A 15,201-nucleotide genomic window follows, 5' to 3' on the forward strand; every position below is an offset into this window, starting at 1 on the left:
ACGGGCGCAGCACGGGGTTGGCATCTGCCGCTTGGCGGTACGCCGCTCAGCCGAGGAATACATTGTCTCCGTGCCACAGCAGTGCCTCGCGTGACGGCTGGTCGCGCTCGGCCTTCGGCACGTGGATCTCGCGCCCGTGCAGCGGGTAATAGGAACGGCCGTTCTCGAAATCCGCCTTCAGGCGCGAGCTGACCAGGAATCTGCGGTCGGCGTCGATCGTCACGTAGCCCTTGTCGAAGAGGCGGTGGATGTCCGAGCGCAGGAGCAGGCCGTTGCTGACGCGATGCTCGCCGTCGCGGGAGTAAGGCCGGATGTGCGCGGCCTCCAGCGCCGGCAGCGAGTGCTCACCGGTGATGGCGCAGGCACGCGCATAGGCGTCGGTGACGGCGATGCGAAAGATGCCCTGCCCTACGCGCGGCATCACCAGCGTCGGTTTGCCGTATCGCTCCTGCGGCGCGGCGTCGGCAACGAGCATCGGCTGCGCGAGCGCCGCGCCCGACTGCACTCGCGCCAGGCATTCGCGGTAGATGCGGGCGCCCTCGCCGCTCTGGAGCTCCTCGGCCTTGCCCTGCACGGTCTGTCCCTTCCAGTCGGCGGGACCGGCTATCCATTCGCTGCGCTCGAAGAACGCCGGCGATCCGATCATCAGGCAGCCGACGTTGTAGCGACCGGCGGCATCGCGACGGTCGCCGGGCCGGTACTTCTCCAGGCGGAAGATCATTGCATCGAAGGTGGCCGCGCCGTTGCGCTCGCCGAAGGAATCCCAGGCCAGCCATGCCGGCAGCACCGAAGCGCTCGCGAAGATTCCGAACCCGCAGACGGCGTGGGCGTGCGCGGCCTTGAGCTTGAAAAAGACGGGCGTGCCCGGAGCGGTGCGGTGGAAGGTGGTGGCGCCGGAGGGCTGCCAGAAGTTCACTTCGTCCAGCGGCTGGCGGTCGCGCAGGAAGCTGTACCAGTCGAAGTCGGTGTTGAGGATGAGGCCTTGCACCGACGGCGAGGATAGCGGGCGGGGCGGGATAGGCCCAGGCGGTGCTGCACGACGAAGAGTTCAGCCGACGAACAGTGCTGCGGCCAGGGCGAGCAGCGCGAGAATGACGATCGTTCCGATCCAGGAACCGCTGCGGGTCTGGCCCCGCCGCCAGCCCTCCTGCTTGGTATATCCGATTCCCGTGCCCGGCACGGAGACGTTCACGCGCTTTCCGCGAGGTCCGATGCCGATCCGAAGACCGCGAGTGCCGCCGCTCACGCCCACACCTGACTTCGACAGTTTGACGCGAAAGCCGCCGCCGAGGTTGATGCTTCTGCGAAAGTTCCAGCCCATGGTGCGCCCTCGGCGACGATAGTCTGTCGTGGGCGGGGTTCATACAACTACGTGGCGGGCTCTGCGATGAGCGTGCCCAATCCGTGTAAGGCGCCGTCTTTCGACGGCACTCGCCATCGACGAGCATCATCGCTCGCGAGCGCCGCCTCGGTGGCTTCAGGAAGACGTCGGATCTTCCGCGGCCGCATCAACAGCGCGGCGCCGGCGGATCATCACGGCGTCGAGCTCGGGCAGGTCCAGGCCCCCGTTGAACATGTCCACGGCGAAGACGACGTCGAGGTCCCCCCGGTGGCCAAGCGTACCAGAGACAGCGCGCGCGGATCGAAGGTGGTGGCGCCCGAGTGCACGGCGGCGGCACGCACATCAGCTGCCGCGAAGAACTAGCGCATGGAATTCGCGTGGCGCTTGGAGACACAGAAAGCCAGCGTGCGTCGCTCGTCGCGGCGCGGCGGCTGTACTGATCGAGCGCATTGGCGGCGCGTGTCCGCGTGGCGACCGCCGTCTCCAGCTGGGTTTCATCGAAGCGTCCACTACGCTAGGGGATATTGGTGCAAGTCCACGTTGTCGGGCACGCCACAGTGGCCGAACGGCGCAAGCAGATTGCGGCAGATGCCCTCGGGAAAGTCGCAGCCGGTCGTCTTGCGAGACTACGTACGCAGGAATACCTTTGCCCCGAGGGACGGTGTTTCATGGGAAGCAAGAGAAAGCGCCAGCCTGCCGCCTGGATCGAGTCGGTATGCTTGAAGTGCGGATGCTTGCTGCGGTACCGCAGCAACTGGTCGCATCCGCCTCGGGTCTGCGGATCTTGCCGCGCGCATATCGTGAATATGAATAAGCTAACAGGCTTGAGCGGCCTTCGTGCCAAGTTCGTGCAGGGTGGGTCTCCTGGAAGTAGTCGGACCGGCAGGCGGCGGCCGACATAGGTCGATTGGGCTTGCCCTAACACTGATGGCAACGCGACCGCGCAGTGCTTTTCTGATTCGTCGTACCGGCGTTAGATTCCGTGCCGCACAATACGAAACCGGGGTGCGCTGCGTTTGACCAGATGTCTCAGGAGGCACAAATGACGATTGCAGAGGCAGCAGAGCAGATACTTATCGCATCGCGTGAGCCGATGCATGCGGCCGCGATCGCAAAAGCTATCGCGGAGAAGGGGCTCTACGTTTTCCGAGCAAAGGATCCAGGCAGCATGGTTGCTGGAGCTCTTTACAAGCGCATACAAACGCTGGGTGACGACTGTGCAGTGAAGAAAGTGGGGCCGAGCCAATTCACCGCACGCCGCTAGTAGATTTTCGATCTGCTGGACTCCAAAATGATCAACGAAGACGCGGCTTTCAATGTAGGTACCTGTGACGCCACGCAACGCGCCGATCTACTGCGCTCTCGTGCCAAAACTGCGATGCACCGGGACGTGTGTTCGCGGCCAATTGCCATCGCCCTCTCGGAAGGGTTGATCCATCGTGAATGCAGCGTCTTTGATTACGGTTGCGGACGCGGTGCAGACATCCGCTTTCTGCGTAAGCAGAAGGTCGTTGTCGATGGCTGGGATCCGCATTACCGGCCGAATGTCGACCGTATACCCGCAGATGTCGTCAATCTCGCCTACGTCCTGAACGTCATCGAAGACCCCAGTGAACGGAGTGAGACGCTAAGAACGGCGTACGAGCTTGCAAGGCAGCTGTTGGTCGTTAGCGTACGCGTCGATCGTGCGCTGGAGCCCGTCGCTGACCTCGCCGACGGCCATCTTACGCGAACGGGCACATTTCAAAAAATCTACGACCAGACCGAGTTCGTGACCTATGTAACTGAAGTGCTCGGCGTAAAACCCCAGGTTGCAGCTCTTGGGATCGTGTACATTTTTAAAGACCCCGCTATCCAGGCTCGGTTCGTCGCCAATCGCGCATTCACGCGACGGCTAGAGTATCGAAGCGACCTTATCGCCGAATTCAAGGCGGACCGCATTGCGCGTCGGTATGTTCGGCGCGCACATGAACTGGGACGTGTGCCCTTGCCGGAGGAATTCTCTTCGTACGACGTTCTGTGTGAGCGATTCGGCTCTCCACAGCGCATCGAACGGTTGCTGCTCAGTCAAATCAACCGGGAAAGCTTTGAAGGGACGCGAGAACAGCGCAAGCACGACATCCTGACCTTTCTTGCCTCGCTGCGTCTACAACTGGTACCGCTTCCGGCCGCGGCAGACTTACAGCGCACTGTCCGTGCAGACATTCGCGGCCTTTGGGGAAGTTACCAGCGTGCGTTGAAGGAGAGTGAACGATTGCTGTTCAGTCTCGGCAATGCCGACGTCGTGAGCAAGGCATGTCGGGAGGCGGGGGTCGGAAAGCTGTTGCCAGAAGACCTCTATTTTCATACCTCTGCTGAAAGCGATCTTCCCGCCGTATTGCGACTACTGCTTTGCGCCGCTCGATCGGTGACCGGCGACGTAGCCTACGACGTCGTCAAGGTCCGCCTGGACGGCCGCGCGATCTCGTTCCTCAAGTACAACGATTTTGATGGCGACCCGCATCCGACGCTGTTCTATAGCGTGCGCGTCTATCTGCCGCGCGCGTCATACCAGATCAGGCATTTTGGCAAGTCAGACAACCCGCCAATCCTCCATCGCAAAGACGCGCTCGTATTGCCTACCTACCCGTACTTTGGGCGGTTCCGTGAACTGACAGAGGCTGAGGTGAGTGCCGGCCTTCTCGATCGCCCCGATATCGGTATGCGCCGGCAATGGACCGAACTGCTAGCCCTGCGCGGCTTCCGCCTCGAAGGGCACGCGCTCAGGGCTATTACATCCGTGGAGTCGACGGCTGTGCGCACTCCTGGCAGGCTCGGTGGGAGGGCTTGAGACAGAGTTCAACGTTTTCCAAAATGGAACGTCGTGGAACCAAATCAACCTAAATCCCAGGCCGCTCTCGAAGTGGTATGGACCGTCCACGAGGTGGCGAGCTACCTGCGGGTGACGACAAAAACGGTTTACAATCTAGTCGAGCGGCGGGAACTGCGGAGTTTCCGGGTTGGGCGGGTTCTTAGATTCCATATGGATGACGTAATGCGGTTCGTGGCCAAACAGCGATTGCGCGCGGGGGGTGATGATGGGACGCCGAGCAACGAACAGTAAGGTCGCCCGCTTAGGATTCACCGGGCACGAGACCTTCCCGTTTCGAATCACCTGGCCGAAGAAGGCATTGGACGCTGTACTAGCTGACCCTCAAGTTTTTGGCAGGGAGGACGCCCTTGTCACGCTCGGGGTTGGCAAGAACATGGTTAGGTCGATGCGGCACTGGGGCCTCGCCCTCAACATCTTGTGCGAGCGTGAACTGGGCGCGTTGAGGGGAGAGCCGGCGGTTCAGCCGACCGACTTCGGTCGAGCGCTGCTGTCCGAATGGGATCCTTACTTGGAGGATCCCGCAAGTCTTTGGATGCTTCACTGGCAGTTAGTGCGATCTCCGGCGCGCACCGCGACGTGGTATTACGCCTTCAACGTGCTGCCGCGGTTGGAGTTTACGCGCAGTGACCTCGTGAAGGCTGTGCGGACCTGGGCGGAAGGCCACGGTGCCCGGGCGGCGGATCGCAGCATAGTCCGCGACGTCGACTGCTTCGTGCGGACGTACGCGGCGTCTCGACCAACACGAACTGTACCACTAGAAGACACACTTCTGTGTCCGCTCGCGGAGCTTGGGCTAGTCCGAACAGCGGATTCTGGACGTTCGTTTGTTCTAGAACGAGCTGACCGCCCTGGGTTGCCTGATGAACTGGTCGCCTCCGTGCTCGTGGACTTTCTCGTTCGGCGGTTTGAGGGCCTAAGTACAATCGCGTTTGACGACATCGCTTTTGCTGCAGGCTCTCCGGGGCGTGTGTTCGTCTTTTCCGAGGAGGCCTTTTTAGTCCGTCTTGAGCGACTTGAGCGTATTACGGCTGGAAAGCTGGCTTACGACGAGACCGCAGGCCTACGACAGATTGCGATCCGGGGGACACTCCCCACCAGCTTGGAAATCATGTCGGACTACTTTCAGAAAGCTCGACTCGACGTTCGCCGCGGGGTCGCCGCGTGAAGCAATCGACACCGAAGACTTGGGCCGATCTAATCTCCGTCCGTTCCCGTTATCGACGCTCAGTTCACCTGGAGCGCGACACAGCGCGAGATGATTGGCTAGAAGGCTATGTTGTCACGCCGCTCGTTCGGCGAGTTTTACGTCGCATCGCAGATGGCTTAGTCGCGCGTGACACGGCGCGGGCCTGGAGTCTCACCGGCCCTTACGGTTCCGGCAAGTCGGCCTTTGCCCTCTTCCTGACAGGACTTCTTCGCGTTCCCAAGACACCGAAAGGGGCGGGTGCTCGCGCTCTGTTGAAGCAGGCCGATCCGCAGCTGTGGGCGTCGCTCTTCGGCAAATCAGGGACCATCGCAGAGGCGGGCGGACTACATCCCATCGTCATAACAGGCGAACGAGCACCGCTCGACGAGGCATTATTGCGCGCACTCCTTGCGAGCGCTGCGGGCTTCTGGAGCCGCCGGCCACCGCAAGTGCTCTCGAAGATCCGTGACGCACATGCAAAGCTGCTCGAAGGTCGCCCGATCAATACGCATATCATCGTCACGCTGGTCGAGGAGTACGCGCGGAAGGTTCAGGAGTCGGCCACGTCGGGTCAAGGAATTCTCATAATCGTTGATGAGGCAGGCAAGTTCCTTGAATTCGCATCCCAGCATCCTACCAGAGGTGATATTCATCTGTTTCAGGAACTGGCCGAAGCGGCCAATCGAAGCGGTGACACCCCGATTGTCTTTGTTACGCTTCTCCACCAGGCGTTTGAGCGATATGCCGGGCGTGTCGGCGTTGCCCAGAGAAACGATTGGGCCAAAGTACAGGGACGTTTCGAAGACATCGCGTTCCTCGAGTCCCTTGATCAGGTAGTACGGCTGATAGGCACTGCCATTGAGAAGCCACGGCTACCGGCGAAAATCGTGACGGACACCCGCGTTATCGCACAAGATCTCGAATCGTGCACCGCCGCCCTCGCGCACTCCGACGAGGACGTCGCGTCGCTACTTTCGACGTGTGCGCCGCTTCATCCCGTGACCGCTCTGCTTTTGGGTCCTTTGTTTCGCAGCGGTCTATCGCAGAATGAACGCTCACTCTTCGCGTTCTTGGGCTCAACAGAGCCAGGGGCCTTCCAATCGTTTCTCGGCGAAGCACGCTCCGGACCAATCGAAGACTGGCCCTTGTATGGTATCGACCGTCTCTACGATTACGTAGCTACCGCTTGGGGTGCCCGCCTGTATGGTGTTGTAGGACGTCGATGGGCACAGGTGGACGAGGCACTTCGCCGATTGCCCGAATCCTCGGGTGATCTCGAAGCGAGGATCGTCAAGACGATCGGACTTTTGAACGTTGTGTCTTCGGCGACCGGCTTATCGGCGTCCGACGACCTCATTCGCTCGGCGGTGGGAGTTGGGAGAGGTACAAGCGAACGTCAGTACCTCCTTGCGATGAAACGATTGGTGCAGGCTTCGTTGGTCGTTTTTCGTAAGTATCGGGCGGCGTACCAACTTTGGGAGGGGAGCGATCTTAATATCGATGATTTGATAAGGTCCGCATATCAAAAAGCGGACCTTCAGCGGACGCTCATTCCGCGTCTTGAACGCCTCGTCCCACCGCAACCCCTGGTCGCCAAGAGACATCTTTTTACTACCGGGACCATCCGTTACTTCTCTATTTCGTATTGCGATGAGAGCCAGATCGACGAGGGGCTTTCGACGCGACGAGGCGAGGAGGATGGACTCGTTTGGTTGATGCTTCCAACTAGTGAGCGGATTGCTGGCGAGGTCCGCCAACGGCTGACCGAGGCCTTCATGTGGCTGAAAGTTGGTCCGTCGGATATCCCTGTTCTCGTTTGTATGCCGGATGACGCTGAAGTCATTCGTGATGCCGCCTACGAGGTCGGTGCCATTGAGTGGGTTCTGTCACAAACTCAGCAGCTCCACAGCGACCCTATCGCAAGACGGGAATTGGAAGGCCGGTTGGCAGATGCGGAGAGTCAGCTGCGGATGCTACTACTCGGGCTGTGGAGTGGTGAGGCGACGACGCAGTGGTATGGACGCAACGGCCGAATCGATGGTCTCAGATCGGGTCGATCAATCAGTGCGTTCCTTTCGGAGCTCTGTGATCATGCTTACGAGCACGCACCCTATATCCATAGTGAGCTGTTGAATCGGCGTCAGCTCTCAACGCCTGCGGCGGGTGCACGGCGAAACCTGGCGGAAGCCATTGTCGAACGGGGAGATCAAAAGAATCTCGGCTTCGAAGGTAATCCGCCTGAACTCGCCATGTATCGTTCGATATTGCAGGCTCACAGCCTCCATGTCGAGACGTCGGCAGGGTGGTGCTTCGTTCCGCCAGCCAACGCGCAGCGCGGGGGTCTACAGCAGGTTTGGGCCGCAATCTACAGTAAACTCGAAGGTTCGGAGCGGAAACGACGTTCACTCGCCGACCTCTACGACACGCTCAGTGCACCGCCGTATGGCGTCAAGCAGGGCGTGCTGCCGCTTCTGGTGCTCGTCTGTCTCGTGCAACTCGCCGATGAGGTGGCAGTCTACGAGGATGATCGGTTCATCCCGCGACTTTCTGGTCCTATCGTCGAGCGCATGCTTCGTAGTCCGAAGCGGTTTGAAGTCCAAAGATTCCACGTGGACGGCCCACGTGCCGACCTTTTCGCAAGACTAGCGCACCTCTTGCTTGGAAAGGGCGAACGCAAAGGGAGGCAGATCGTCCCCATCGTTCGCAGCCTCGTCAGCCGAGTTTCAACGCTCTCCGAGTATGCCCGTCGCACCAAGCAGGTCTCGCCCCACGCCGCTGCAATCCGGGAGGTATTGCTTCGCGCGCAGGAGCCACACACGCTCTTGGTTCGTGACCTCCCGCGAGCGTGTGGCTTTGACGGGCTCGAGTCATCCCGAGCGGTGCGTCGTGAGGATGTGGCTGCATTCGTAGAGAGGCTTCGTGATGCATTGGCTGAGCTTGAGAGTGCCGATGCTAGCTTGCGGTCGCGGCTCTCGGAGCGGCTGGGCCAAGCGTTCGATGTTCGCGGCGATGCCAATCGTCTAAGGACGGAGCTCTCTCACCGAGCCGCACGCGTTGAAGCCATTGTCGTGGAGCCGTCCGTTCGAACTCTGGTGGGGCGACTCCGAGATACCTCTCTTTCGGCAGATGACTGGCTGGTTTCATTGGCAACATTATTGTCGGGCAAGCCTCCCACAACATGGCATGATGTGGACATCGATCGCTTTGAGGCTGCGCTCGGTGTCGCTGCTAAGAAATTCGCGACGTTCGAAGCCCTTACGTTCGGCGCTGATTCTCCGTCACATGCAGACGTGGACGCGCTGCTGCTTCGGGTTTCTGTTGCACGACCGGGTCTTGTGGAGCGTGCACGAGTAGTTACCGTGAGCAGCCCAGACGCCGCGCGTGTCGGCCGCTGTAGAGAGGCCCTAGCTGAGATGGTCCGTGGGCATCGCTCTGAGCTGGGACATGTTGAGCTGTTAGCGGCGCTCTCGTTAGCGATCGAGGACCTCTTGGATGAGGATGCTGCGGAGCACACGTCAGAAGAGCGAGGTACTCAGTCATGACCGCGGAGCGGGTTCGGCATATTCTTGGATTATCGGGTGGAAAGGATAGCGCGGCATTGGCGGTGTATTTGCGCGACCGAATCCCCGAGATGGAGTACATCTTTACCGATACCCAGAAGGAGCTTCCGGAAACCTACGAGTATTTGGCTAAGTTGGAAGCGTATCTTGGAAAACCGATAGCTCGCCTGAACGCCGACCGCGGTTTTGATCATTGGCTTGAGGTTCACGGCAACTATCTCCCATCTCCGAGAAGCCGTTGGTGTACCCGAGTGCTGAAGCTAGTCCCCTTCGAGCGTTACGTGGGAGACGGCCCCGTCGTAACCTACATCGGCATACGCGCGGATGAAGACCGCGACGGATACATCTCTACAAAGGAGAACATCACGGCGCGCTTCCCTTTCAAGGAAGACGGTATCAAGAAAGCTGACGTTCTCAGAATTCTGGACGAAGCCGGGCTGGGGCTTCCTGATTATTACAAATGGCGTTCGCGGTCTGGTTGCTACTTTTGTTTCTTCCAGCGGAAAAACGAGTGGTTGGGGCTGAAGGGCAATCACCCGGAGCTGTTCGAGGAAGCCAAGTCGTACGAGAAGACCGATCTGGAATCGGGGAAACGATATACCTGGCAACAGAACGAAAGCCTTGAAGAGCTGGAAAATGAAAGCCGCGCGCGGAAGATCCGCGACGGAGAGGCACGTAAGAGGACCACGTCAAAGGGCACAACTCTCGTGTCGATCCTCGGAGAAGCGATCGAGCCACAGGAAGACGACGACGAATCTTCCTGTTTAATATGCCACTTGTAGTCGGGGGCAGCTTAGGCGGCTAAGTGTTTCTCCATCAATTAAAGGAGCGCTTAAACGGGCGTTGCTACGTCGACGTTAGACGCCCGACCTATCAGCTCCGAGTGCGCCGGACGACGGTAGGTGTACCGTCGTGGCAAGAAATACATCAACCAACGAAATAGCGTTTGCCACGCGTGCGATGAATCGAGCGTTGGTGCGTGTGCATAGATATGGTCGCGCACCTCTCCGAATCGGCGTTCCTTTACGGATACAAAGCGATCCACGGCCGCTACGACCGGCATCGTCAGTAGTCGCGTCCCGACGACCATTTCGAAAGCGCTTGGATTCAGGCCCGGCGGTATTTGAAGGACATGGAGGTCGCGCAGGGCCGGCAGTCGCGAACTCGATGGCACGACCTCTGCGTTGCCACAATACATCTCATACAGGTCCTCCGGTTGCCGAGATGCTGGGAGCCAAACACCGATGTCGAAGGTCGCATCGCCGCCCGGACGTTCGTCCTCTACCTTCGATATTTGCGTGGACAGCATTTGTACAGCTTGAGCGGTACAACGATAAAGGTCGTCTGTTACTTCGACGACATTTTCGAACACGTTCGCTTCAAAGTTTTGGATGGCGACTACGGAGCTTGGCAGCTCCACAAGGAGTTCCAAGTTCGGCGACATTGTTAAGCCAAGTGCGCGTGCTGTAAGGTTCGCCGACCCGACCAGGCAGGTGTGGTCGCCACGGTAGTATTTTGCGTGAAGGTCGTGGCGCAAAAAAAGCCTCCCCAGCGGCCGATCTCGAAAACACAGCCAGACATCTAGGTCTGATACACCTTGTACGATCTCTTCAGGCCACCAACGAGTGATCGCTGTTACGGCAACCGTATCGGGAACTGCTCTCAGTACGCGGTTCACGATTGGAGCTTTCATGAATGGCGCAACAATCACAATCTCTTTCTCCGTGGAGCAACAAAGCCGCTCGATCTGAGAAAAGATCACAGTCGTCCACTATGTGTTCCTGAGGAAGCGTGCAGCTACGCGACCCCAATCCGTCCGAATGTCTTGAATCTCCTCTCGTTTCTCTTCTGAAGGTTGCTCGTCCTCATACCGCGCCCACGCCATCAGAAGCAGCTTCAGCCCACGGTTCGCGCGCGTAAGTCGCTCGCGAAGATGTTCTGGCGACAGGTCGTCATCCACGTCCTCTTCAAGGACTTCGACGAGGTTTTTGTAGGCGGGATGGTTGATGTTGATCTTGATGAGAATCTCTCCTGCGACCGGACGCACGGTAAAAAACGACCGGCCTTCGAGATTCGCCTCCGCAAATGTGTACTTGATCCCCGACTCGATCGTCCGTGCGGCGAGCTCGCGTGCCTGCTCTTCGCCGAGACCAGTATCGACCAGTTCCTGCGTCAGGGTTGCGGTTCGCTCCGCCTCAGGAAGTTGCTCGTCGGCATCGCTGAAGCCCTCGTGGCCTTCGAGTTGCCGTTCCCTGGTTACTTCAGTGGCCTGAACCTCGGGAGCATTCGGATCGTAACGTTTGCGACCTTTACCAGTGCCCTTGTGCTGAACTTTGATCAGGTTGCGGAGAGTGCCGAGACGGCGGTCGATTAGCGAGATTATATCCATGAGTGGAAGCGTGGGATCCTCGTCTTCCTTGAGATTGTCCAAACGCTCAGTCAGCGAGGTTTCGCCGCCGGAGAGCAGGCTCTTGATATTCGAGGCGACCTCCGAAAAATGTCGTGCAGCCTGCTTGTTGTTCGTGACGCCAAAGAGCTCGTCCAGGCTGGGAGGGAAGTCTACCTCCACGCCCCACCATCTTTCTCGGGGGTCGTAGCCATTAACCAAAGCTTGGTCCATGTCGAGTTCCCGATCTGCACGGACCAGCGAGACCCCAATATTCCTCGCCGCGTGCTTGCCATAATCGGTGGCGCCTGCGTTAGGGCGGTTGCGTGCTTCCTCTCGTGCGAAACTAAAGCGGATCTTTACAGTGTGACAAACCCCCTGGAATTCAATCTCCATTGGGATTTCGTAGTTATCGCCGTCGTGCTGGAACAGCGGTTCATTATCGTACGGAGCGGGCGTGGAGCTTGGAACCATTAAGTACATCGGATCGTTCGCGACAGCGTAGTCATCGATTGTCATCGTAGTCGGATCGTCCTTCACGAAAGCGGCGAGGCGAATGGCCACGCGCCCGTCGTGTAGGAAGCGTCTGTACATACGCCCTATCAGGAATTCGGAGTTGCGGATCACGCTTAGGGCAGTGCGCCACATGCACCGATCAAGTACCGACCACACCACCAGTGTACCGGATCGGGCCACGCTTCTCGCCACGGAGGTCCAGAGCTCGGGTAGTGCGCGTGGAGTTGGTGCCGGCACCTCACGCATTCGCGAGCGGGCCACCTCTTCAAGATCGATATAGCTGTACACCGAAGACGCCGGACCATCCGTCCATGACCAGACCTCGACCTTCTTACATTGGCTTATCGACGCGGATGGTAGCCCCATTCCGAAACGTCCAATGCCATTTCGATCGCCAAGATGGGTACCATTGCCGAATTGGAGCGCCATTCTCAGTACCTTGGCATCCATCCCTGAACCGTTGTCCAAGACCGCCACGTGAGCAATCCGTCGTCGTACCCGGTGCTGCACAAGCTCCTCATCCTCGCAGCAGAGGAGCTCGACTGATGTCGCCCCCGCCTGTATCGAGTTGTCAATGAGTTCCGCAACCGCATAGGCCGTATTGCGATAGCCGTTGTCGCGCATTGCTTGCACGGCGAGGTGGGTCGGTACTAGGTCAAAAGCGAGCGAATCGGCCATCACCAAACATCCTCCCAATTCATGAATGCGTCGCTCATACGCCCGAACCCGGGCAGAGCTGTATCTACTATCGTAATGATTGTAGCCCGCGCGTTTCCACCGGCCTTAGGACCGCGCGTCGCCCGGCCGACCATCTGACTGTACAGCACAAGGGACTTGGTCGGCCGTGCAATGACTGCAGCACTAGTCCGGGGTGCATCGAAACCTGTTGTCAGCACGCCATAGTTGCAGAGGACCATGGGTGTTGGTGTAGAACTCCGAAATTTTGTGACCAACCGATGACGCTCGTTGGCCGACGTGGCAGCAGTGACAGCGGCGGCGTCTTTGCCGCGCGCCTCTAGGACCGTAGCTAACAGACGTGCGTGTGCAACAGTTGCTGCAAAAACCAACACACGCGCGTGTTGTGCAAGCAACGACTCTACTTTTGCAATAATTACGAGGTTGCGCTGGTCGTCTTCCGCGAGCTTCTCTAAGACCGACTCAGGTACGTCGAGCGATTCCGACAATTTCGCGAGATCATCTGTCGTCAACGTTGGGCCGCCACCGTAGCTCAACGATTCGAAAGATGGGCGCGCTAGGTACCCCTCATCAATCAAGTAGTCCACCGGATTCGGGTATCCGGGAACCTCAAGCGAGACCTTGTTTCTGTGAAAGAAATTTGCCAGCTCAATGTCTTTGTCTGGGTCGTTCCATGTTCGACCGGGAGTAGCGGTCAGGCCTAACAATTTGGATCCGGGGTTACGGTCTACGAGTACTTCAAGAACTAGACGATACGACTCTGCGATCGCTTGGTGTGCCTCGTCGATAATCACCAGAGATGCGCGATCAGCGAGGCGAACAATGAAATCCATATCCCGCTTGGCTGTCGCGTAGGTCTTGCCAAGACCCGCGACCATAAAACCATCGTGGACGTCGGGAATAGAAAGCGAGCGGGTGCCCCAGTATCGGTAGATACGGATGGGTCGGTCCCCCAGCGCTTTCCATGCCGCCTCAAATTCGGATGCAGCTTGGTCACAGAGCTCCTCGCTGTATGCCAACCACACAGTGAGACACGGTTCGCGACCTCGTAGCTCATTAGCTACGAGGTGCATAGCAGTACGCGTCTTCCCTGCGCCGGTCGGCATGTGTAGCAAAACGCGATGCGGACTGCTTCGCAGAAAAAGTTGAGCCTTGCGCACTGCCACACGCTGGTGAGCGAATAGCGCATAATCGCATACGGATTCGCCGATCGCAGGGCGTTGTTCGATTGGATCGACAGGCGTAGGGGGGACCCCGAAGAAGTCAAAAATCAGACGTTCTTTATGCGAACCTTTCGGAATACGGAGATTTCGGAGGAATGCGTAAGCGTCAGGGCTATGACCACCGAGCACCGCGGCCAGTGTCTCGGCGATGTCGGGCGGCAGGAGGTCGAGGAGCTCGCGTCTGGCATCCGGGTCGCGGAGAAGTTCGTCGGCGGGACGAAAGGACGTCACCAAGCCCCGTAGACGGCGAGGACGCGCGAGAGACGGGTCGAGGAGATTAAGAAGGCGGACGACTGGTGGACCTATTAGTTGTTCTAGCACCTCGTCGTCAGCGCGCGAGAGGACTTGGTCAAAGCGCATGACAGACCTCTTGTGTGCCCAATGTCTTCTCTAAGGGCTCGCTTGCTGTCTTACGCGACCGAGGAGCGTTCCGGATTGCCGTGGTGCCAAAAACTTTTGCGGAGGCAAGAACATGCGGATTCACGCGGCCGAACGAGCTACCATCAACGAACTTGAAAGCCACTATTTCCGGTGCCCTCGCGGCATGCAGAAGCTTGTCGCCTAAGAACAGGCGTGCGACAATCTGGCGAAAAGTACCCAGAGCCTTCGCGCCAAGACTGGAGTGATCCAGTTGGAGTTTGCCAAGCTTGTGGGCACGAAACCCTCGTTCGTCTCCTGGCGGAAGAACGCTTCCTCGCGCGGCGATTTCCTCTCCGTAGTTCAACACATCTCGGCCGGTTCGGGCTGTCGTGCCGGAGTTCGTTCGTCCCCGCCAAACTGGCGCCGACGCGTGAGTGCTACCGCTCGGGCGCGAAGGGTCCGGTGGGTATGCCCCGCGCTGGATCGGCTCGCCACTCAACCCGCCAACCTCCAGGAATTTATTCGGCTCCTCGCGGACACCGTCATAGCGGGCAAGGTCCCGAGGGCCGTCAAAGTGGATCTCGCCAGCGTGCAAGATACGAATCTTCATTCGTCTAACAGTCCCGAACCGAAAGGGTCGAAGCCAGCGCTGCCGGAGATGGGCCATCGAAGCAGCCCCTCCGTCCTGATCTGCCTGACACGCCAATTGGCACCGCACCTTCGCTTGTTACCGAGTCGGCAGAGTTGGTTGAAGCGCAACAGCGGGCATCCTCCATACTTCCCTCGATGCAACGGCCTGCCGCACGGTGCGAGTGACGTGCGCTACTTTACCACACAATGCGTCTGCCACTCCCTGACCACACAATCACGGTGCGTCGCCTGTCAAGGGGAACCCAATTTTCCCCAGGTATGGGAACTGAAAATTCCCCACCCTGAGTTTCACTGCTGCGCCTCTGCTTCCTGAACCAGGCCAGCCTTGAGCTTGTCCTTGAGCCTGTAGGAGTTTCCGCGGATGTTGAGCGTGATGGCGTGGTGCAGGAGGCGGTCCAGGATCGCGGTG

At 59.0% G+C, this 15,201-nt stretch carries 11 protein-coding genes; 5 read left to right on the forward strand and 6 right to left on the reverse strand.

The window, feature by feature from the left end:
• Positions 1–46: 46 nt before the first annotated feature.
• Positions 47–988 carry an HNH endonuclease gene (locus tag VEC57_06680; protein ID HYB98806.1) on the reverse strand — a complete coding sequence of 314 codons (942 nt, stop codon included), beginning with the start codon at positions 986–988 and terminating at the stop codon, positions 47–49.
• A 60-nt stretch (positions 989–1,048) separates the two neighbouring features.
• Positions 1,049–1,321, reverse strand: coding sequence for a DUF4236 domain-containing protein (locus tag VEC57_06685; protein HYB98807.1), 273 nt, complete (start codon positions 1,319–1,321; stop codon positions 1,049–1,051).
• A gap of 1,063 nt (positions 1,322–2,384) precedes the next feature.
• On the opposite strand from VEC57_06685, the gene VEC57_06690 reads away from it, so the two are divergent.
• The 5 genes from VEC57_06690 (at position 2,385) to VEC57_06710 (ending at position 9,742) form a co-directional block, all read left to right on the forward strand.
• The gene (locus tag VEC57_06690) at positions 2,385–2,606 is read left to right on the forward strand and encodes an HTH domain-containing protein (GenBank protein ID HYB98808.1); all 222 of its coding nucleotides are present in this window, start codon (positions 2,385–2,387) and stop codon (positions 2,604–2,606) included.
• 27 nt (positions 2,607–2,633) lie between these two features.
• Positions 2,634–4,172, forward strand: a complete 1,539-nt coding sequence (locus tag VEC57_06695) for a DNA phosphorothioation-associated putative methyltransferase (GenBank protein ID HYB98809.1) — start codon at positions 2,634–2,636, stop codon at positions 4,170–4,172.
• 244 nt (positions 4,173–4,416) lie between these two features.
• Positions 4,417–5,379, forward strand: coding sequence for a DUF4007 family protein (locus tag VEC57_06700; protein ID HYB98810.1), 963 nt, complete (start codon positions 4,417–4,419; stop codon positions 5,377–5,379).
• A gap of 293 nt (positions 5,380–5,672) precedes the next feature.
• On the forward strand, positions 5,673–8,942 hold the full coding sequence (locus VEC57_06705) for a hypothetical protein (protein ID HYB98811.1): 3,270 nt from the start codon (positions 5,673–5,675) through the stop codon (positions 8,940–8,942).
• Positions 8,939–9,742, forward strand: a complete 804-nt coding sequence (locus VEC57_06710; GenBank protein HYB98812.1) for a phosphoadenosine phosphosulfate reductase family protein — start codon at positions 8,939–8,941, stop codon at positions 9,740–9,742. Before VEC57_06705 ends, VEC57_06710 begins: the two co-directional genes overlap by 4 nt.
• A 50-nt stretch (positions 9,743–9,792) precedes the next feature.
• Here the strand turns inward: VEC57_06710 and VEC57_06715 are convergent, their stop codons facing one another.
• The 4 genes from VEC57_06715 to VEC57_06730 form a co-directional block, all read right to left on the reverse strand.
• Positions 9,793–10,722 (reverse strand): phospholipase D family protein, encoded by a 930-nt coding sequence (locus tag VEC57_06715; GenBank protein HYB98813.1) that lies wholly within the window; start codon positions 10,720–10,722, stop codon positions 9,793–9,795.
• Between the two features lie 9 nt (positions 10,723–10,731).
• Positions 10,732–12,540, reverse strand: coding sequence for an ATP-binding protein (locus tag VEC57_06720; protein ID HYB98814.1), 1,809 nt, complete (start codon positions 12,538–12,540; stop codon positions 10,732–10,734).
• Positions 12,540–14,141: a DEAD/DEAH box helicase gene (locus VEC57_06725; GenBank protein HYB98815.1), complete on the reverse strand. Its 1,602-nt coding sequence runs from the start codon at positions 14,139–14,141 to the stop codon at positions 12,540–12,542. The genes VEC57_06720 and VEC57_06725 overlap by 1 nt, the downstream gene beginning before the upstream one ends.
• A 939-nt stretch (positions 14,142–15,080) precedes the next feature.
• The coding region (locus VEC57_06730) for an ATP-binding protein (GenBank protein HYB98816.1) at positions 15,081–15,201 on the reverse strand (121 nt) is incomplete at its 5' end.

Source organism: Candidatus Limnocylindrales bacterium (assembly GCA_035626395.1).
Taxonomy (GTDB): Bacteria; Desulfobacterota; Binatia; order UBA1149; family CAITLU01; genus DASPNH01.